Source organism: Nonomuraea recticatena (assembly GCF_039533245.1).
Taxonomy (GTDB): domain Bacteria; phylum Actinomycetota; class Actinomycetes; order Streptosporangiales; family Streptosporangiaceae; genus Nonomuraea; species Nonomuraea roseola.
This window is the reverse complement of sequence record NZ_BAAATE010000002.1, coordinates 404,048-423,588: the sequence shown is the minus strand read 5'-3', so window position 1 is coordinate 423,588 and position 19,541 is coordinate 404,048. Positions and strand designations below refer to the sequence as shown.

Here is a 19,541-nt window from a genome sequence, read left to right as displayed (position 1 = left end):
GGTGGCAGCGGTGTTGGAACGGCGCATGGCCGAGACGTTCGTGGAGCTCGCCGACACGTTGGTGGTGGGGTTCGACGTCATCGACCTGTTGCACACGCTGACCGAGCGCTGCGTCGAACTGCTCGACGTCGACGCGGCCGGAATCCTGCTGGCCGACCAGAGGGGCACGCTCAACCTGGTCGCCGCCTCCACCGAGCAGGCCCGACTGCTCGAGCTGTTCCAGCTGCAGGATGAGGAGGGGCCATGTCTGGACTGCCACCGCACAGGATCGCTGGTCGACTGCCCCGACCTTTCCGCGATGCCGCAGCGCTGGCCCCGGTTCACCGTCGTCGCCCGCGCGCAGGGATTCGCGGCGGTCATCGCCGTGCCGATGCGGCTGCGTGATGAGGTCGTCGGCGCGATGAACCTGTTCCGCTTCGAGCCGGGGGACCTGCCGCCCGGCAGTGCGAGGATGGCCCAGGCGCTGGCCGACATCGCCACCATCAGCATCCTGCACGAACGCGCCCTCACGCAGCGCGGCGTGCTGGTCGAGCAGCTGCAGAGCGCGCTCAACAGCCGGATCGTGATCGAGCAGGCCAAGGGCATCCTGGCCGAACGCGGGCAGATCACCGTCGAGGCCGCGTTCCTCCACATGCGTGCCCACGCGCGCGCTAACAACCGAGGGCTGTCGGAGATCGCCCGCGCCATCGCCGACCGTACGCTCGACATCGAGGACCTGCTGCCGCCCCGCTCGCCCGTGGCGGAGTGACCCGCAGGCCGGCTGGAGGAGCCGTGGCCGACCGGGCGGCCGAGACCCACGGAAAGGACCGCCGGCTCGCGGCGCGGCCGGTGCAGCATCCAGGGGGTGCCCGTCAGGGTGTCACGACCTCCAGGTCTCCCGAGTCGCTGGACAGCTCGATCGAACGCGGGGCCGTGGGGGCGCTCGCGGCCTTGATGTCCTTGGTGCCGGAGTCCGTCTGAGCCACGATGTTGTACGGCCCCCGCGGCACGTGGATGACGGTCCTACCCGAGTCCGTGGTGGTCGTGACCTGGTCGGGCCGCCCGGCGAAGGCCAGGTCCATGTCACCGGAGTCGGTCCTCGTGACGACCTGCCGGCCCGTCAGCCCGGCGGCCTCGATCGCCCCTGAGTCGGTGGTGGCCTCCACGTCGCCCGACAGGTTCTTCAGCGTCAGGTCCCCCGAGTCGGAGCCCACCTTGACGCGCAGTCCCTCGGGTACCTCCACCTGGTAGCTCACGTCGCAGGAGGTGCCGATGGCGGCCCACCCCCACGTGGTGGGACAGGCGAACGTCAGCTTCAGCGTGTCACCCTGCACCTTGTGGCTGGACTCCGGCTTGTTCTTGAGCCAGGTCCGCCGCTCCGTCACGCGGATCCCCCGGCGATCCGACTGGACCACTTCGACGGTCCCTGAGTCGGCTTCGACGTGCAGCGCCGCCACCTTGTCGGTGACGTCGTACGACACGACCTCCTCATCCAGCGAGCCGCCGGTGCCGCACCCTGCCAACACCGCCACGAGCCCGAGCAGGCCCGCGGTCACCGCCGTTCTCTGCGTCTTCATGATGTCCAATTCTGAGTGATCCGGCCGGGTCGCCTGGAACGGTTCCTGCGGTGAGACCCCGCGCCTCCATCAGGCGGCGGCGAACTCCTTGGCCACCTGGGGCAGGGCCCTGCGCACCGACAGGTTGTGGTCGACGTCGCCGACGTCGATGAGGCTCTGGGCGGCGCCCCTGGCCTTCAGCTGCCGCTGGCAGTACAGCGCGTTGTCGAAGGAGACGTCGGCGTCGCCCTTGCCGTGGAAGATGCGCACCGGCACGGCCGGCTTCCAGTCGCAGGTGGAGTCGAGCGCGGTGAGCAGCTGCTTGAGCCTTCCCGTGGGCTCGCGCACCTTCTGCAGGAACGCCTCGGTGAACAGCTTCGCCGACGTGGGCGGCAGCGCCTGGGCGATCTCCTGCGGCTTGTGATCGCCGTCGAAGAGCTCCTCGACCTGCTGGTCGTACGGCTCGCGGAACGCCTCCGCCGGGGAGTCGTAGATGCCGGTGAACCGGTCGGCGGCGATCGCGAAGTAGGCCAGATACAGCGAAGCCATCCGGATCCTGTCATCGGCGGCGGCCGCCTCGAAGGCGCTCAGGTGGTACGGCCCTGCGATCGGCGCCAGCGCTCCCAGTCTGAAGTAGGAGTCCTCCCCCTGCTGCAGCGCCCTGCCCACCATCATGGTCGCCGGCCCACCCTGGGAGAACCCGCTGATCAGCACCCGCCGGTCCAGCCGTCGATCACTCCTGGCGGCGAAGGCCCTGGTCGCGCGCAGGGCGTCCACCGGAGCCGACACCGTGGCGCGCGGGTTGCCGTACGGGTGGTAGCCCGGCCCCTTCCCGAGCCCGAGGTAGTCGGGCGCCGACACCGCCTGCCCGGTCGAGGCGAACAGCAACGCCGCGGCCCGGTCGGTGGCGGCCGGGTTCATCGAGGCCACGTCGCCCCGGTAGACCGTGGTGCCGTGCAGCCAGGAGACGACCCGCAGGTTGCGTTCGCCGTTGTCAGGAAGGGCCACAAGCTGGCTGGCCGTGGTCGGCCTGCCGTACGGATCAATGGTGGTGTGAACGACCCGGTAGGCCCGCACGCCGTACCTGGCCTGAGCAGGGTCCAGGCCGGTCGCCTTGAGCCGCTCGGCCACCTGCTTCTTGTCGAGCTTCTCCACCTGGGTGGCGGAGATCACCGTGCCGCGGGCCGAGGGCGCGGTCCGGGCAGAGGCGCTCGCCGCCACCGCGGTGGTCGAGAGGCAGACAAGCGCCAGCGCGCCGGACATCATCAACCGTGCGAAGTTCATGGGGAAGACTCTAGGAACCGTTGTGAGCGGCGACATTGCCGTTGGCAGGCCACTCGTTGGTAGTGCCTGCCCCACCCTTACGGGAAGTTGGTGCCCCCCGTGGTATCGGCTGCTCGTCAACAGCCAGCCGATCAGGCCCGAGTACGGCGACGCCGTGCTAGACACGATCCTGCGCTGAACGACGACTTGTCGCACGGCCCGACCATCTGACGCCGAACCTTCCGCCCACCGACAGGAGCATCCGATGAGCGGCACCATCGACAAGATCGCGTGGATCCACGTGGCAGACGGCAAGATCCTCAGCACCCGCTCACGCGGTAAGGACGTCTATTACATCCCCGGTGGCAAGCGCGAACCCGGCGAAACCGACCTCGACACCCTCACCCGTGAGATCGACGAGGAGCTCGCGATCACGATCATCCCCGCCACCGCCAGGCACATCGGCACCTACCAGGCCCAGGCACACGGTCACACCGACGGCGTCAGCGTGCGGATGACCTGCTACACCGCCGAGTACCGCGGAACACCCACACCCAGCGCCGAGATCGAGGAGCTCATCTGGCTGTCCTACGCCGACCGCGAGCGCGTGTCCCCTGTCGACCAGATCATCTTCGACCATCTGCACCAGACCGGACAGCTCTGCTGACTCCGCTGCCGGTCCGCCTCCCAGCGCTCGACGCGGCGGATGCTGCGAGGACGGCATGCGCATGGATTGACCGTGCGATCCGCATGGCCGATCGGTGACATCGCGAGGGTGGGGCTTGCGCCAGGGCGCCAGCACGCTGGGCGCATGGACAACACCGCTCCCAGCCGCACACGACTGACCGTCGTGCTGCGGCGCTGGCCCACCGCGCTGGCCGCCGGAATCGCGTTTCTCAGCCTGGGCGGAGGTGGCTCCGCCCAGGGCGTCGCCGCGCTCGCGAACGCCCTGATGCTGCTGCCCCTGCTGTACCTGATCGTCGCCAAGCTACGGCGACGCCAGGCGTCATGGCCGGTGCTCGCCGCCCTGGTCGTGTCCTTCGTCCTCCTGCGAGCGCTGGACGTGATGCCGCCCTCCGCCTTCTTCTCCGCCGTCGCGCTGGCGGTCCTGGTCTGGGGCGCCGTCGACGGGCAGTTGCACAGGCCAGGGCCGTTCAGGACGCAGGCGCTGGGGATGGCCGCATTCGGCGCGCTCGCGCTGGCCGGGCTGATCGTGGATCCGGACCTGGGCCGCTACCTGGTGGCGGCGGGCTGGCTCTTCCACGGCGTCTGGGACTTCGTCCACCTCAAGCTCGACAAGGTCGTGGCCCGCTCGTACGCCGAGTGGTGCGGCGTCTTCGACGTCCTGATCGCCGCCCAACTGGTGTTCATGCTGTGACCGCCGCTCCCCCGCCGGTGAACAGCGCCTCGATCTGGCCGGCGCCGCCCCGCTGGAGCCAGGTCTCGAAGTCCAGCAGGCCGGGGTGGCGTTCGCGCAGCGCCGCGATGTCGGCTCGCCACAGGCCACGGCCTCCGGGGAAGGTGCGCTCCACCGCACCCAGGCCGAGACCGTCGACGGCGACCTGCCGGTAGGTGATCTGCCGCCCGAGGCTCCGGCTGATGAGCTCCACGGCCTGCTCGGGCGTCAGCTCGTCGCCCGCGATCTCGACGGCCTGCCCGATGTAGTCCTGGGGGTGGGTGAAGGCCAGGCGGGAGAAGACGCCGATGTCGGCGACGGCGATGAGCTGCACGGGTGTGTCGGGATCGAACAGGTGCCTGAGCTCGCCGTCGACGATGCCGCCGACAGGCAGCCCCGGAATGGTGTGGTTCTCCATGAACCTGACCGGACGCAGGATCGTCGCTGGCAGGCCGAGCGCGCGAATGTGCTGCTCGATCCGCCACTTGCTCTCCCAGTACGGGATGCCGGTCCCCCGTTCGGCGCCGCCGACCGAGGCGAACACGAAGTGGGAGACGCCGGCCGCCGCGGCGGCGTCGACGAGGGCGCGGCCCCTGCGGACCTCCCGCTCGACCTCCAGGTCGTCGGGCGTGACGCCGAAGACGCCGTGGACGCCGGCGACGGCCTCGGCGAGAGAGCCGGGGTCGTCGAGGTTTCCCGCGCGCAGTTCCGCGCCTTCCGCCTCCAGCGCCTTGGCCGCTGGAGCGTCGGGGTCGCGAACGAGGGCGCGCACGGGCCAGCCCGCCTCCAGGAGCCGGGCGGCGGTGGCGCCGCCCTGGCGGCCGGTCGCGCCGGTCACGAGGATGGGCTTGTCGGGGCTGATCACAGGGCTCCTCCTGAGCGCAGAGTAAACTGAGGCTGTCTCGAGAAATATATTGAGACGGCCTCAACTTAGCAACCCCTGGAGCGCCCATGTCGACCACAGGCCCTGCGCCGCAGCGCCGGATGCGCGCCGACGCCCGCCGCAACTACGAACGACTGCTCGCCGCGGCGGCGACGGTCTTCGCCGAGCACGGTGTCGACGCCTCGCTGGAGGACATCGCCAGGCGGGCGGGGGTGGCGAACGGCACGCTCTACGGCCACTTCCCCACCCGGCAGGCCCTTCTGGAGGCGCTGCTGCGCGACCGCATGGACGCGCTGACCGCCACGGCGCGCGACCTGCTCGACCACCCGTCCCCGCACGAGGCGCTCGTCATCTGGGCGCGGGCGGCGATGGCGCACACCACGACCTACCGGGGGCTGGTCACCGCACTGATGCGCAGCATCGAGGACGAGAGCTCCGAACTGCACGCCGCCTGCCGGGCCGTCCTCGTGGGCGGCGAGCAGCTACTCACCCGCGCGCAGGCCGCCGGGACCGTACGAGAGGACGCCACGGCCGCGGACCTGTACGCCATGATCAACGCGGTGGCGTGGGCGGGCGAGCAGACCACGCCCGCCCAGGGCGAGCGCCTGCTGACCTTCAGCATCGACGGGCTGCACCCCTCCCGCAGCCGGTAGCACCCGCCTTGATCGATGCACCTGGAGAGCCAACGCCCTTGATGTACTTATGCCACTGAGTGGCGCTATATTGGCGGCTGGCAACCTCGCCTCTTCGAAAGGTGTACGCCGATGCGTGCTCTGGTCGTCGACCACTCCGTCCCCGCCGGGCTGCGGCTCCAGGAGATCCGCGATCCCGAACCGGCCCCGCACCAGGCGCTGGTCCGGGTCGCGGCCACCTCGCTGAACTACGGCGAGGTGAGGTACGTCCTCGCGGGCCAGCCCGACGGGGCCGTCCCCGGCTGGGACGCCGCAGGAGTGGTGGAACGCCCCGCCGCCGACGGATCGGGACCGGCCGCGGGAACGCCGGTGGTCACCCTGGCCGACGGCGGCGCCTGGGCCGAGCTCAGGGCCGTGGACACCTCGCTGATCGGCGAGGTCCCCTCGGGGGCCGACCTCGGCGCCATCGCCACGATCCCGGTCGCGGCAGGCAGCGCGCTACGCGCCCTGCACAGGATCGGCGCCCTGCCCGGCAAGCGCATCCTGGTCACCGGGGCCACCGGCGGCGTCGGCAGGTTCGCGGTGCAACTGGCCCACCAGGGCGGCGCGCACGTGGTCGCGGTGACAGGCGACCCCGACGCGCACGGGGAGAGCCTGCGACTGCTCGGCGCCGACGAGGTGATCCGCGCGCCGGGAGAGCTCGGCGAAGCGGTGGACGGCGTCGTCGAGCTGGTGGGCGGCGCCCATCTCGTCGACGCGTACGCCAGGCTCACCCAGCACGGCACCCTGGTCAGCGTCGGTCACGCCTCACAGGAGGACACCGTCTTCCCCGCAGGATCGTTCAGGGGCGACGAGGGTCGCCACAACCGCACCATCTCCACCTTCTACCTGCTGGCCTGCACCGGCCTCGCCCCCGACCTGACCCATCTCGCGCAGCTGGTGGCCAGGGGCGCGCTCGATCCCGGCATCAGCTGGCGCGGCCCGTGGGACAAGGCCGAGGAGGCCTTCGACGCCCTGCGTGAGCGCCGCCTGCACGGCAAGGCCGTCCTCGATCTGGCCTGACCGGCGAACCCCACAAGGAGAGACCTGCGCCATCGGGACCAGGCGGTCCTCAGTCGCGGGAAGCGCGGCGCCGTACGATCGCGTCGCTGACATGACGCGCCACGTCGAGCTCGGGCGCCGCCCAGGGGCGCAGGCCGGGGTCCCCCACCTCCGCGGGTTCGGCGATCACCTGCGGCAACGGCTCCTCGTCCAGGCTGGACCGCCATGTCGCCGGGTCCGGCCGCTCGGGCAGGTCCCGGAACCGATCACTCTGCGCATGATCTCTCATGTCTGTCATGACGCCCCCAACCCCCATGAAGTTCCCTGCCCGGATCGTGAATTGCTCCACACCCACAGAACCCACGCCACGGAGACCGCTCACTCCAGCAGGGCCGGTGACCCTCGACGGCGCGGGCCAGCGCCCTGGGAGGGTTACGTTCGCACGACGGGTCAGTTCCCCGCCGGGCGGCGCAGCACCTCGATGATGCTGCCGTAGCTGTCGGAGCCGTGGCCCGCCGCCCTGGCCCGCAGCATGGTGGACCTCAGCAGCTCCGGCAGGGAGTTGTCCACGCCCCGCTCGTGCGCGGCGTGGATGAGGTGTTCGATCGCGGCGATCTGGACGTCCACCGTGGCGTCGTCGCCGGGGTAGCGGCCCTCGTCCACCTGGGCGGCGTAGGTCGTGATGAAGTGCGCCACCGCGCCCAGCCAGCGCAGCGCGATCGGCGTGTAGGCGGTGGCCTGGACCTTGTCCGCGCCGACCACGGCCGTGCCGTGCAGCCAGCCGGTCATGGTGGCCCACATCAGCCCGAGCAGCGCCGCGTCGTAGAGCGAGGCCACGCCGGGGTCCTCGCCCAGGTGCAGGGGGTCTCCCAGGACCGACAGCACCTCACGACGCGCTTGGAAGACCTCCTCCGAGCCGCTGTAGAGGAACATCATGTCCTGGCTGCCGACCCCGGGAGGCGTCGTCATGATGGCGCCGTCGAGATAGCCGACGCCGTGCGAGCGCGCCCACGCGTCCATCTCCCGCGCCTGCTCGGGAGAGCCGGAGGTGAGATTGACCAGGTGCCTGCCCTCCAGCGAGCCGGTCACGGGCTCCAGCACCCCCCGCACCGCGTCGTAGTCGAGGACGCAGGCGATCACCACGTCGGCGGCCTCCACCGCCTCCAGCGGCGTGGCGGCCTCGCGCGCTCCCCTCGCCACCAGCGGCGCGGCCCTGCCCGCCGAGCGGTTCCACACCGTCGTCTCCACACCCTTGTCCAGCAGGGCGCCGGCAAGCGCCGACCCCATCGAACCCAGTCCGAGCACGGTCACCCGCATGTCACAACTCCTCAGATCTCGACTGCTGGGACCAGCTTCACAGGGGGACATCAGGCCGCGACAGTGACACCGATGACGGCCATCACCAAATTCCTGCCATACGGTGGGTCCATGAGTGCCGGATCCGTCGCCGTGGTCGTGCCCGAGGACATCGCCGTCCCCTCCTGGGACCTGTACGAGCTGAGCCTGCCGTGCACCGTCTTCGGCAAGCCGCAGCCCGACCTGGCCGACCCCTGGTATGAGCTGCGCCTGTGCGGGACGGGGCAGGCCGATCCCGGCGGTCTGGCCGTGCCGGGGCTGGCGCTGCGCACGCCGTACGGGCTCGACGACCTCGTCGGCGCCGACACCGTCATCGTGCCGTCGGTGCCCGACGCCTGCGTCGAGGACGGCGCGCCGCTGCCGCCCGCGCTCGTCTCCGCTCTGCGCGACGCCTACGACGCCGGCGCACGCATGGTGTCGCTGTGCACGGGCGCGTTCGCCCTGGCCGAGGCCGGGCTGCTGGACGGCCGCCGCGCCACCGCCCACTGGATGCACACCGCCCAGCTCGCCGAGCGCTATCCGAAGGTGCAGGTGGACGACTCGGTGCTGTACGTCGACGACGGCGACGTGCTCACCAGCGCGGGGCTGACGGCGGGGCTCGATCTGTGCCTGCACCTCGTACGGCGCGACCTGGGCGCGCACGTGGCCAACCAGCTCGCCCGCCGCATGGTCGTGCCCGCGCACCGGCCCGGCGGACAGGCCCAGTTCGTCGACCTGTCGGTGCCCGCCACCGACGACGACGGGATGGCGCCGGTGCTGGAGTGGGCGCGCGCCAACCTCGACCGGCCGCTCACCGTGGAGGATCTGGCGCGCCGGGCCGCGATGAGCCCGCGCACCTTCTACCGCCGGCTCCAGGGCGCCACCGGGATGACGCCGCTGCAGTGGCTGCTCAACCAGCGGCTGAGTCTGGCCCAAAGCCTGCTCGAGTCGACCGACCTGCCGATCGAGAAGGTGGGGGAGCTGAGCGGCCTGGGCACGGCGAACAACCTGCGCCACCACTTCATCAAGCAGGTGGGCGTCTCGCCCAGTGACTACCGGCGCGCCTTCCCCCGCACCGCGTAGAGCCTCCTGGGCGAGGCGTCAGCGGGTGGCCGCCAGGACGTTGTGGGCGATCTCGGCCCGCTCGGCCGCCTCCTCCTCGGCGGCCTGCTGCTCGGCCAGTACGCGGGCGTCGTAGGCGGTGCGGGCGGCGGCGATCTCGTTCTGATGCGTCTCCGTCCAGGAGACCAGCGCCCGGATGGTGGCGTGCAGGGTCGCGCCCAGCGGGGTGAGCTCGTAGTCGACGCGAGGCGGGACGGTCGCGTGCACGGTCCTGCTCACCAGCCCGTCGCGCTCGAGGTGGCGCAGCGTACGCGTGAGCATGCGCTGGCTGACGCCGTCGATCAGGCGGCGCAGCTCGGTGAAGCGCAGGCTGCGCCGGTCCAGCAGCGCGATCACCAGCAGCGACCACTTGTCCGCCACGCGGTCGAGTATCTGCCTGACCTCGCAGTCCGCGCGCGTGTCCCACTGGAGAACGTCGTAGTCGCCGTCGGTATCCCCGCAGTAACCGAGGGACTTAATAGTGCCATCTTCCATGACATTGCATGATGCTCGACGATTCAGCTGGTTACAAGAAGGAACCGGCAGTCGGTTGAGGAACCATGGGCCGGTCCTGTGCTTTGTGAGAGGAGTGGACCGTGTCCACAACGAACAACCGCATGGACGCACGCGCGTGGGGCGTGCTCTTCGTGCTGGCAGGCGCGATCTTCCTGGAGGGGATCGACGTGGCGATGCTGAACGTGGCGCTGCCGGCGATCCGGGCCGACCTCGGCCTGTCCACCGGCATGCTCAGCGGCGTGGTCAGCGCTTACGTGCTCGGCTACGGCGGGTTCATGCTGCTGGGCGGCCGCGCGGCCGACCTCCTGGGCCGCCGCAGGATGTTCCTGTTCTGGCTGACCGTCTTTCTGGTCTTCTCCGGTCTTGGGGGCTTCGCGACCGAAGGATGGATGCTGCTGGTCGCCAGGTTCGTGACCGGCGTCGCGGCGGCGTTCATGGCGCCGGCCGGGCTCTCGCTGGTCACTGGCAACTTCCCCGAAGGACCGCAGCGCACCAAGGCGCTCGGGGTGTACGCGGGCACCGCGGCGGGCGGCTTCTCGCTCGGCCTGGTGGTCGGCGGGCTGCTGACCTCGCTCGGATGGCGGTGGGTGTTCTTCGCCCCGGTGCTGCTGGCGGCGGTCATCCTGTTCGCGGCGGTGGCCCTGATCAAGGAGGCCCCCGCGCCCGAGCGTCCCTCGGGCGGCTTCGACCTGGCCGGCGCGTTCAGCATCACCGGCTCGATGCTGCTGCTGGTCTACGGCGTGGTGCGGCTGGAGCACCCGGGCAACGGCCTGGCGGGCACGCTGGGCGCCTTCGGCGCGGGGCTCGCGCTGCTGGTGGTCTTCGTCCTGGTCGAACGGCGGGCGGCCAACCCCCTGGTGCGTCTGGGCATCCTGCGCTCGGGCCCGCTCGTCAGGGCCAACCTGGGAGCGCTGCTGTTCCTCGCCTCGTTCGCGGGGTTCCAGTTCGTGGCCACCCTCTACCTGCAGGAGGTGCGCGGCTGGAGCAGCCTGCAGACCGGTCTGGCCATGCTGGTGATCGGCATGGACACCGTCCTCGCCCCGACGCTCACCCCGCGCCTGGTCAACCGGTTCGGCAACGTGCGGGTGCTGTTCGGCGGCCTGGTGGTCGCGGCCCTGGGGTACGCGCTCTTCCTGCCGATCGGGATGGACTGGACCTACGCCGCCATGCTGCCGACCATGCTCCTGCTCGGCCTGGCCTTCTCCCTGGCCTACGGCCCGCTGACCATGGCCGCCACCGACGGGATCGAGGAGCACGAGCACGGCCTGGCCGGCGGCCTGCTGTACACGTCCTTCCAGTTCGGAACGGCGCTCGGGCTGTCGGCGGTGACCGCGGTGAGCGTCGCGGCGCTCGGCGGCGCCACCACCCCCGAGGCGAGGCTTGACGCCCTCCAGCTCGCCCTCGTCGTCCCTGTCGCCGCCGCGGTCGCCGGCGCGGTGATCACCGCCTTCGGCCTCCGCCGCCGCGCAGGAGGAGCCGAGGCGGGGCAGGCCGCCCCCGTGTCCGTCTCGACGACGACCTGACCCCATTCGAACACAGCGAACCCGGAGCGGTCAGCGAGCCGGGAGCGGTCAGCGAGCCGGGAGCGGTCAGCGAGAGGCGACCGTCGCGGACAGGACGAGGGCGGCGGCCCCGCGGGCGTGGGCGCTGTCGTCCCACGGGCGGACCATGATCTCCAGCCCCGACAGCACGCCGCCCTCCACCGCCGGCCTGAACCCCCTCTCCAGGTACGGCCACAGCACGTGGCTCTCGCCGATCACGGTCAGCGCCCGCACCGCCAGCACGTTCACCACGCCGGCCGCCGCCTGTCCCAGTGCCGCGCCCGCCTCGGCCATCAGGTCGCGAATGCCGGGCGCGTCCACCGCGGCTAGGCGGTGCAGCTCGGCCACCTCCACGACCTCGGAGGTGAGGCCGCGCGCGTGGGCCCGCGCGGCCAGGGCGTAGTCGGCCGCGTACGTCTCCAGGCAACCCCGCCGCCCGCACACGCACGGCGGCCCCTCCCTGTCGATCGGGACGTGCCCGAACTCCCCCGCCACCCCGTCGGGCCCCCTGTGGATGCGCCTGCCGAGCACGATCCCCATGCCGACGCCGCCGCCCACGGCCAGCACGAGGAAGTCGTCGTGGTCGCGGCCCGTGCCGAACAGCAACTCGGCCATGGTGCTGGCCCGCGTGTCGTTGTCGATCAGCACGGGGACGGGCAGGCGCCCGGCCAGCAGGGGCTGGAGCGGCAGGTCCGACCAGCCGAGGTGCGGCGAGAGCCGGACGACGCCCCTGGCGGGATCGATCACGCCGGGGACGGCCAGGCCGATGCCGCGGATGCGCTCGCCGGTCCCGGGATCGGCGAGCGCCTGCTCGCACACCGCCACGAGCTGCTCCACCGGTTCGGAGTCAGGGTCGAAGGGCAGCGTGAAGCGGCGCACCTCGCTGCCGTTGAGCCGCATGAGCACGCCGACCAGGTGCGTGTGGTGGACCCGCAGCCCGAGCGTGTAGGCGGCGTCCGGCACCACCTCCAGCGGGACTCTGGGCCGCCCCCTCCCCGCCACCTGGGGTGCCAGCTCGCGCAGGTAGCCGAGCTCGATGAGCCGCCTGGTGTGCTCCGAGACCGTCGCCGCCCCGAGCCCGAGCCTGTGGGCGATCTGCGTCCGATTGAGCGGCTCGGACCCGAGCATGGTCAGGACCTCCGTCCTGACCAAGTCCTCGCGCATGGGCTGCTCCCTCTTGACGGTCTCGCTGATCAAGCCTAGGGTCCGGCATCATAATAATTTCGTCCACGAAATTATAGTTCGTGACGGAGGTACTCGATGAAGGCACTACTGGCCGCGGGACTCGTGATCCTCGTCGGCGCCACCGCGTGCGGAGGCGGCGAGGGCACGGCGGGCGGCGCCAAGCAGGACGACGGCACGGTCACTCTCGACTGGGAGATGTGGGCGGGCAGCGAGGAGGAGAAGGCCCAGCTCGACCATGTGGCGCAGCTGGTCACCCAGCAGCACCCGAACATCAGGATCAAGCTGCGGACCGCGCCGTTCAACGCCTACTTCACCAAGCTGCAGACCGAGTTCGCCGCGGGCAAGCAGGCGTGCGTCGTGTCCATGCAGAGCCTGCGCCTGGGTGCCTACGCCGACCTGCTGGAGCCGCTGACCGCTCCCGAGGGCTTCGCCCCCGCCTCGCTCGACGCGCTGAAGATGGACGGCAAGCAGCTGGCCCTGCCGTACGACCTGTCGCCGATGCTCCTGTACTACAACAAGGACGCCTTCGCGAAGGCCGGGGTGGCCGAGCCGAAGGCGGGCTGGACGATCGCCGACTTCGAGAAGGCCGCCAAGGCGCTGAGCACCGGCGGCAAGTTCGGCTTCGGCATGTCCTTCTCCGACCTGCACACGCTGTCGCTGCTGCTGTCCTACAACGGCGCCAGGCCGGTCACCGACGAGGTGAAGCTGCAGATGGACAGCCAGCCGATGGTCGACGCGGTCACCTGGTACGCCGGCCTCGGCGCCGGCAAGTCGGCCAGCGTGCCCGCCGGCTCGGCCGAGGCGGGCTGGGGCGAGACGCAGTTCATCAACGGCAACGCCATGATGGCCGTCGACGGCTCGTGGAACATCGGCTCCACCATCAAGGACGCCAAGTTCAAGGTCGGCATCGCACCGCTGCCCGCGGGGCCCGGCGGGTCGAAGACCTACGTGGCCAACTCCGGGTTCGGCGTGGCCAAGGGCTGCGCGTACAAGGAGGAGGCGATCAAGGCGGTCTCCGTGCTCAGCGGCAAGGAGGCCCAGGCCTACCTCGCGGGCCAGGGCCGCGGCTTCCCCGCCAGGACCGAGCAGCAGCCGGTCTACGAGGACTTCCTGGTGAAGCAGAACCAGGACAAGGCCGCCGACGTGCAGGCCGCGATGTCCTCGGTCAAGGAGGGGCTGGCCGGCGGCGTGCCGCTGTTCACCACCAAGAACTGGGACGACGTGAGCAAGCTCATGGCCCAGCACCTGCTGCAGGTCTACACCGGCGCGCAGAGCGCCAAGGAGTCGCTCACCACGATCCAGCAGCAGGGGGCGCGCGGGCAGTGAGATCACGGGAGGAGTGGAGCGCGCTCGGGTTCGCCACCCCGAGCGTGCTCGGGCTCGGGCTGTTCACCCTGTTCCCCGTCGGCATGGCCGTGGTGATGAGCTTCTTCGACTGGCCGATGCTGGGAGAGAGCGAGTTCGTCGGGCTGGAGAACTTCCGCTACCTGTTCGGCGAGGACCCCGACTTCCTGTCCTCGCTGCGCAACACGTTCGTCTTCACCGGCCTGTACGTGCCGCTGAACATCCTCGTGGCGCTCGGGCTGGCGTTCTGGATCAGCAACTCGCGCTGGCAGAACCTGTGGCGGGTGCTGTTCTTCATCCCGGCGATCACCCCGATGGTGGCCAACGCGGTCATCTGGAAGCTGCTGTTCCAGCTCGTCGGGACCGAGCCCAACCTGCTCGCCGACGGCAGCACCGCGCTGCTGTCGGTGGTGGCGATGAGCGTCTGGCAGGGCTTCGGCTACAACATGATCGTGTTCTCGGCGGCGATCAACGAGATGTCGCCCTCCGTCCTCGAGGCGGCCTCGCTGGACGGGGCCACGGGCCTGCGCAGGCTGGTCAGCGTCCAGCTGCCGCTGATCTCGCCCGCGTTGTTCTTCGCCACCACGATGACGGTGATCAGTTCGATGCAGGTGTTCACGCAGCCCTACATCCTCACCGCCGGAGGCCCTGGCAACGCCACCGAGACGCTCGTCATGACCGTCTACCAGGCCGGCTTCCAGTCCCGCGAGCTGGGACTCGCCGCCGCGGGAGCGTGGGTGCTGTTCGCGATCATCCTGGGTGTGACGGCCGTGCAGTTCCTCGGCCAGAAGCGGTGGGTGCACTATGAGAGCTAAGAGCGTCGTCTCCCACGTGCTGCTGGCCGCGGTCACGCTGGCCTTCCTCTACCCGCTGGTCTTCGCGGTGGCCACCGCGCTGAAGCCCGCCGGCGAGACGTTCGCCGACCCGGGCGCGCTGGTCGGCTCCCAGATCCGCTGGCAGAACTTCGGCGACGTCTTCACCTACGTGCCGTTCCAGCGCTACATCCTCAACGGCGTGCTGGTGGCGGGCGTCGGCACACTGGTCGTGCTGGCCGCCTCGGCCCTTTCCGCCTACGCCTTCGCCTCCCTGCGCTGGCGCGGCAGGGACGGCATCTTCCTGGTGTTCCTCGCCACGCTCATGGTGCCGCAGGAAGTGCTGGTCGTGCCGATGTTCATCCTCATGCAGGCGTTCGGATGGGTGGACACCTACCAGTCGCTGATCTTCCCCTGGGCCTTCACCGCGTTCGGGACGTTCCTGCTGCGCCAGTTCTTCCGCGCCGTGCCGCGTGAACTGCAGGAGGCGGCGCGCATCGACGGCGCGGGCGAGCTCCGGATCTTCCTGCGGATCATGCTGCCGCTGGCCAGGCCCGCGCTCGGGGTGCTGGCCGTCTTCACCTTCATCAACTACTGGAACAGCTTCCTGTGGCCGCTCATCATGATCAACGATGTGACCGCGCGCGGCACCGTGCCGCTCGGCCTCCAACTGTTCTTCGGCCAGAACGGCAACCAGTGGCATCTGGTGATGGCGGCGTCCGTCGTCTCCATTCTGCCGACGCTGCTGCTGCTCATCGCCCTCCAGAAGCACCTGGTCAAGGGCATCGCCACCGCCGGTCTGGCCGGCCGCTGAAAGGATCGCAGTGCTGCTTTTCGACCGCCGCGTGGGCCCCGACCTGGGCGCCGACTACCCGGCGAGGGACGTGCCCGACTGGTACAGGGACGCCAAGTTCGGCGTCTTCGTGCACTGGGGGCTGTACTCGGTGTCCGCGTGGGCGACCCCGCGGCTGCCGGGCGAGCACGTGCCGGTGGAGCTGGAGTTCAGCCACCACCAGTACGCCGAATGGCACGCCAACACCGTCCGCATCCCCGGCTCGCCCGCGCGGGCCTTCCACGAGCGGGAGTACGGCGTCGGCACCTCCTACGAGGACCTGGCCGACTCGTGGACGGCGGAGGCGTTCGACCCGCAGGGCTGGATGCGGCTGATCGCCGGCTGCGGCGCGCGCTACGTCGTGCCCACGGCCAAGCACCACGACGGCTTCTGCCTGTGGGACACCGCCACCACCGCCTTCAGCAGCGTGCACAGGGGGCCGCGCCGCGACCTGATCGCCGAGATGGCGAGCGCGGCCCGCGAGGAGGGGCTGCGGTTCGGGCTCTACTACTCGGGCGCGCTCGACTGGCACGTCTCCGACTTCCCGCCCATCCAGTCGATGACGGACCTGTTCACGCTGCGCCGTAACGACGAGGCGTTCGCGAGGTACTGCTTCGACCAGGCCATGGAGCTGATCGACGGGCACGCCCCCGACATGCTCTGGAACGACATCGACTGGCCGGACTCGGCCAAGGCGGCGGGGCCCTACAGCCTGCAGACCCTCTTCGAGCGCTACTACGAGCGCGTCCCCGACGGCATCGTCAACGACCGGTGGGGCGTCCCGCACCTGGGGTCGCGCACCCGTGAGTACGTCTCGGAGGAGCAGACCTCGCCGTGGGTGTGGGAGGCGACGCGCGGGCTCGGCCGCTCGTTCGGCTACAACAGGGCCGAGGACGACAGGCACCTCCTCGAGCCGGCCGAGCTGGTCCACCTGCTGGTCGACACCGTCGCCAAGAACGGCAACCTGCTGCTCAACATCGGCCCTCGCGCCGACGGGTCGCTGCCGGAGTCGCAGGTGGAACGGCTGCGCCACCTGGGCGCATGGCTCGACGCCCACGGCGGCGCGATCTACGGCACCAGGCCGTGGGTACGGCACGCCGAGCCCGCGGGCGACCCCGTCCGCTACACGCTCGCGCAGGACGGCACGCTCCACGTGATCGCCCTCGACCCGGCGGCCGGACGGCTGCGGCTGGCCGAGGACCTGGTGGAGCCGGCGCGTGCCACCGCCTCCTGGGGCGAGGGCCCCGCCGACATCGACGGCTCAGGACAGGTCGTCGTCCCCGAAGGGCTGCGGGGGCTGCCTGCCGTCGTCCTGAGGCTGGAGCCCCGCTCCTGACCCTGCGCGCGGCGAGGTGCGGCCTACCGGGTCGAGCACGTGCGCGTCAGCGGACCGGCGTGCGGGAGGCCGCGGTGCCTCCCGCTGTCGCCTGCCATCCCGCCACCACCGTCGGGTGGTCGTCCACGGCGCGGGTCAGGGGCACCCGCACGGTCGTGGTGCCCCGGCTCGCGACGGTGACGACGCGACTGCCGGCCGTTCCCCGCTCATCGCGGACGAACAGGTGCGCCCTGCCCGCCGCGTTGGCGCGCAGCGTCACCTCGACCGCGTTCCTCGTGCTCCTGGCGGAGGTGACCCAGCCGCTCTCGGACCGCTTGGCCGCGGGACCGCCCGCGAGCGGCAGGCCGATGCGGACCGCCTGCTCCAGCGACTGCGGGGAGTCCAGGCTGGACAGCCCTGTGTCGGGGATGACCGGGTCGGGCGGGGTGGTCGGCCGTCCGGGCGGCGGCTGGTATCCGGGCAGCGTCGCGATGCCCCACCGGTACGGGTCGCCCTGCACGCCGCCCCACGTCGACCAGCCGATCCGGGTCTGGCCGGTCTTGTCCTGGGTGTCGGAGTCGTACACGAGGATGTTCAGCCCGAGGCGTGAGGGGTCGACGGCGCCGGGGAGCGCCTCCATCGGGATGGCCATCTCCACGGTGTACGCCCCCGAGGACAGCGACGAGGCCACGCGCGTGCCGGGGGCGCCGGGTCCCTGACGGTTGTCGGCGTCGCGCAGGACGCACGGCGGCCCCTCGGCCGTCACGGGCAGCACGGCGGTCTTGAACGTCGTGGAGGTGTTCTCCGACCTCCCGCGCGGGTCGAGCGTCACCTCGACGGAGTCGGTGCGCCAGTGCCGCTTGCAGTCCGACGCCGGCAGGCGGGCGCCGATCACGTCGTCCTTCACCTGGACCAGGACGTACAGCGTGTCGTCACGCCAGGCGAGCTTGACCGTGCCCGAGCAGTCGGCCGCCGACGAGCAGGCGCCGCCCTCCCACAACCGTGAGATGTCCAGGGAGGGTCCCGGGTACTCGCCCTGGCCCTCGGCGCCGTCGATCGACGGCGCCGAGGCCGCCCGCGCGATGGAGGTGGCGGGGACCAGTTCGAGCGCGGGCCTGCTCACGCTGGAGCCGTCCGCGCTGGTGGTCGTGATGGTGTAGGCGTAGTCGCCGCCCTCGTTCGAGGTCTTCAGCGACGTGTCGGTGTTGGTGACGGTGAACGGCACGGTCGCCGACGCCCCGGCCGCCAGGCCGCTGTAGCCCGCCTCCGCGCGGTCGGCGGTGAAGCCGGCCGGCAGCGCCAGCCGAACGGTCCCCGACTGGGTGGTGTCGCTCACGTTGGTGACCACGACCCCCACCTCGCGCGAACCGCCTGACGGGAGGGTCAGCACGGGCGCGACCAGGCCGCGCAGCTGCGGCACGCCGAGCGCGCCCACCCACCTCTCGTACTGCTCGACCTGGGGGAGCGCCTGCTGTCCCCCTCGTACGGCGGGGCTGACCTCGACCTGGCGGTCGGTGTAGCCGCCGCCGTTCTCCGTGGTCAGCGTCGCGGCGACGCGCGCCCGATCGCCTGGAGCCCCCGCGGGCGTCACGGTGAAGGTCGCCGAGCCGGTACGGCCCCGCGCCAGCCTGCCGAGGTCGCCTGAGCCGCTGACCTTCCAGCCGTCGGGAACGCGCAGCGCCACGGCCGACCGGCCCAGCGGCTCGCGGGACGGCGCCGTCACGCTGACCTTGACGGTGAACGCCTTGCCCGGACGGACGTCGAACGTGCTGGGACGAAGGTCCAGCAGGGTGCCGAGCGGGACGCCACCGGCAGGTCGCACCAGCGCGCCGTCGAGGATCGCCGTCGGCGCCGCGGCCGCCTCGGTGCCGGGCGCGGGGAACGGCACACGCGCGTCCACCTGGGTGAAGAAGTCGCAGCCGAGCTGGGCGGGGTCCGTCGGCAGGTCCGGGAAGCCCGCCCAGCCCTGTGAGGCGTACACGCGCTGGGCGTCGCGTTCGATGGCCGCCCAGGTCCTGCCCTGGCTCTCGGAGGCGCGCCCGCTCCACACGCCGTACACGTTCTGTGCCGGGTTGGCGGGACGGAAGGTCGAGGCGCAGTCGGGGCCGTTCGTGGAGGTGCCGCGCGCCCTGCCGAGGAGCACGCGAGCCGGCGCGAAGGGGCGCAGCCCCTCACGGGCGATCTGCTCGGGGAAGGCCTCGGGGTCGGCCGCCGCGTAGAAGGCCTCGACGGCCAGCCGCGCCGCCTGCTGGTGGTTGCCGTGGTTGCCGGGAGAGGGCGCGGGGTCCATGGTGAGCAGGATCTCCGGCCTGGTCTGGCGGACGATCCTGACGACCTTCTCCAGCGTGTCGCCGCCCCAGACCGTGTCGGTCAGCGGGGCGCTCACCGTGTAGTAGAAGTCGACGTCGTCGAGGTTGAACACCTCCCGCACGCCCGCCTTGGCGACCGCCGTACGCTCCTCGGCCTCCCTGAGCAGGCCGAGGGCCGGGCCCTCCTCGGGCCCGACCGCGTTCCCCCCGCCCTCGCCCCTGGTGACGGTGACGACGCCGGTGCGGACGTCGTGATCCTCCTTCCACTGCCCCAGCGTCGACAGGGTGAAGGCCTCGTCGTCGGGATGGGCGCCGACGAACAGCGCGTCGAGGTCGGCGGAGGAGCGGTCCGAGGTGGCGGGGGGCGCGGCGGCCCTCGCTGCCGGCGTGGGAGGGGCGGCGGCCTTCCCTGCCAGCGCGGGCGCGGAGGGGACGAGGCCGAGGACGACCGCGGCGGCGAGCACCGCCAGGCGTCCGGGCGTACGCGGCACGAGCATGGAA

At 71.3% G+C, this 19,541-nt stretch carries 19 protein-coding genes; 11 read left to right on the top strand and 8 right to left on the bottom strand.

The window, feature by feature from the left end; genetic code table 11:
• The first annotated feature begins 1 nt into the window (after position 1).
• Positions 2 to 748, top strand: coding sequence for a GAF and ANTAR domain-containing protein (locus ABFX50_RS05280; protein ID WP_346143722.1), 747 nt, complete (start codon positions 2 to 4; stop codon positions 746 to 748).
• 103 nt (positions 749 to 851) lie between these two features.
• Here the strand turns inward: ABFX50_RS05280 and ABFX50_RS05275 are convergent, their stop codons facing one another.
• Positions 852 to 1,556: a DUF4097 family beta strand repeat-containing protein gene (locus ABFX50_RS05275; protein ID WP_346143720.1), complete on the bottom strand. Its 705-nt coding sequence runs from the start codon at positions 1,554 to 1,556 to the stop codon at positions 852 to 854.
• Between the two features lie 69 nt (positions 1,557 to 1,625).
• Positions 1,626 to 2,819 carry an alpha/beta hydrolase gene (locus ABFX50_RS05270; RefSeq protein ID WP_346143718.1) on the bottom strand — a complete coding sequence of 398 codons (1,194 nt, stop codon included), beginning with the start codon at positions 2,817 to 2,819 and terminating at the stop codon, positions 1,626 to 1,628.
• 244 nt (positions 2,820 to 3,063) lie between these two features.
• Between ABFX50_RS05270 and ABFX50_RS05265 the strand changes: the two genes are divergently transcribed.
• The gene (locus tag ABFX50_RS05265; protein ID WP_346143716.1) at positions 3,064 to 3,465 is read left to right on the top strand and encodes an NUDIX hydrolase; all 402 of its coding nucleotides are present in this window, start codon (positions 3,064 to 3,066) and stop codon (positions 3,463 to 3,465) included.
• A gap of 144 nt (positions 3,466 to 3,609) precedes the next feature.
• A complete protein-coding gene (locus ABFX50_RS05260; RefSeq protein WP_346143714.1) occupies positions 3,610 to 4,176 on the top strand; it encodes a hypothetical protein in 567 nt (188 codons plus the stop codon).
• Here ABFX50_RS05260 and ABFX50_RS05255 read toward each other — a convergent pair.
• Positions 4,166 to 5,059: an NmrA/HSCARG family protein gene (locus ABFX50_RS05255; RefSeq protein ID WP_183645485.1), complete on the bottom strand. Its 894-nt coding sequence runs from the start codon at positions 5,057 to 5,059 to the stop codon at positions 4,166 to 4,168. The genes ABFX50_RS05260 and ABFX50_RS05255 overlap by 11 nt on opposite strands.
• 86 nt (positions 5,060 to 5,145) lie before the next feature.
• Between ABFX50_RS05255 and ABFX50_RS05250 the strand changes: the two genes are divergently transcribed.
• Positions 5,146 to 5,730 carry a TetR/AcrR family transcriptional regulator gene (locus ABFX50_RS05250; protein ID WP_346143712.1) on the top strand — a complete coding sequence of 195 codons (585 nt, stop codon included), beginning with the start codon at positions 5,146 to 5,148 and terminating at the stop codon, positions 5,728 to 5,730.
• Positions 5,731 to 5,841: 111 nt separating this feature from the next.
• Positions 5,842 to 6,771 (top strand): zinc-binding dehydrogenase, encoded by a 930-nt coding sequence (locus ABFX50_RS05245; RefSeq protein ID WP_346143710.1) that lies wholly within the window; start codon positions 5,842 to 5,844, stop codon positions 6,769 to 6,771.
• Between the two features lie 49 nt (positions 6,772 to 6,820).
• On the opposite strand, the gene ABFX50_RS05240 is transcribed toward ABFX50_RS05245, so the two are convergent.
• On the bottom strand, positions 6,821 to 7,039 hold the full coding sequence (locus tag ABFX50_RS05240) for a hypothetical protein (protein WP_346143708.1): 219 nt from the start codon (positions 7,037 to 7,039) through the stop codon (positions 6,821 to 6,823).
• A 161-nt stretch (positions 7,040 to 7,200) separates the two neighbouring features.
• The gene (locus tag ABFX50_RS05235; protein ID WP_346143706.1) at positions 7,201 to 8,067 is read right to left on the bottom strand and encodes an NAD(P)-dependent oxidoreductase; all 867 of its coding nucleotides are present in this window, start codon (positions 8,065 to 8,067) and stop codon (positions 7,201 to 7,203) included.
• Between the two features lie 111 nt (positions 8,068 to 8,178).
• Here ABFX50_RS05235 and ABFX50_RS05230 point away from each other — a divergent pair, with 111 nt between their 5' ends.
• Positions 8,179 to 9,168 (top strand): GlxA family transcriptional regulator, encoded by a 990-nt coding sequence (locus ABFX50_RS05230; protein ID WP_346143704.1) that lies wholly within the window; start codon positions 8,179 to 8,181, stop codon positions 9,166 to 9,168.
• Positions 9,169 to 9,186: 18 nt separating this feature from the next.
• On the opposite strand, the gene ABFX50_RS05225 is transcribed toward ABFX50_RS05230, so the two are convergent.
• A complete protein-coding gene (locus tag ABFX50_RS05225) occupies positions 9,187 to 9,681 on the bottom strand; it encodes a winged helix-turn-helix transcriptional regulator (protein WP_346143702.1) in 495 nt (164 codons plus the stop codon).
• Positions 9,682 to 9,782: 101 nt separating this feature from the next.
• On the opposite strand from ABFX50_RS05225, the gene ABFX50_RS05220 reads away from it, so the two are divergent.
• Positions 9,783 to 11,225, top strand: a complete 1,443-nt coding sequence (locus ABFX50_RS05220) for an MFS transporter (RefSeq protein WP_346143700.1) — start codon at positions 9,783 to 9,785, stop codon at positions 11,223 to 11,225.
• 66 nt (positions 11,226 to 11,291) lie between these two features.
• Here ABFX50_RS05220 and ABFX50_RS05215 read toward each other — a convergent pair whose 3' ends face one another.
• Entirely contained in the window at positions 11,292 to 12,407 is a 1,116-nt protein-coding gene (locus ABFX50_RS05215; protein ID WP_346143698.1) for an ROK family protein, read from the bottom strand.
• 96 nt (positions 12,408 to 12,503) lie between these two features.
• Between ABFX50_RS05215 and ABFX50_RS05210 the strand changes: the two genes are divergently transcribed.
• The 4 genes from ABFX50_RS05210 to ABFX50_RS05195 are packed head-to-tail and all read left to right on the top strand — an operon-like array spanning position 12,504 to position 16,752.
• Entirely contained in the window at positions 12,504 to 13,754 is a 1,251-nt protein-coding gene (locus tag ABFX50_RS05210; RefSeq protein WP_344841478.1) for an ABC transporter substrate-binding protein, read from the top strand.
• Complete coding sequence (locus tag ABFX50_RS05205; protein ID WP_346123575.1) at positions 13,751 to 14,587, top strand: carbohydrate ABC transporter permease; 837 nt, start codon at positions 13,751 to 13,753, stop codon at positions 14,585 to 14,587. The genes ABFX50_RS05210 and ABFX50_RS05205 overlap by 4 nt, the downstream gene beginning before the upstream one ends.
• Positions 14,577 to 15,398 (top strand): carbohydrate ABC transporter permease, encoded by an 822-nt coding sequence (locus tag ABFX50_RS05200; RefSeq protein ID WP_183645492.1) that lies wholly within the window; start codon positions 14,577 to 14,579, stop codon positions 15,396 to 15,398. Before ABFX50_RS05205 ends, ABFX50_RS05200 begins: the two co-directional genes overlap by 11 nt.
• A 10-nt stretch (positions 15,399 to 15,408) precedes the next feature.
• Positions 15,409 to 16,752 (top strand): alpha-L-fucosidase, encoded by a 1,344-nt coding sequence (locus ABFX50_RS05195; protein ID WP_346143695.1) that lies wholly within the window; start codon positions 15,409 to 15,411, stop codon positions 16,750 to 16,752.
• Between the two features lie 46 nt (positions 16,753 to 16,798).
• Here ABFX50_RS05195 and ABFX50_RS05190 read toward each other — a convergent pair whose 3' ends face one another.
• On the bottom strand, positions 16,799 to 19,537 hold the full coding sequence (locus tag ABFX50_RS05190; RefSeq protein WP_346143693.1) for a sugar-binding protein: 2,739 nt from the start codon (positions 19,535 to 19,537) through the stop codon (positions 16,799 to 16,801).
• Positions 19,538 to 19,541 lie beyond the last annotated feature (4 nt).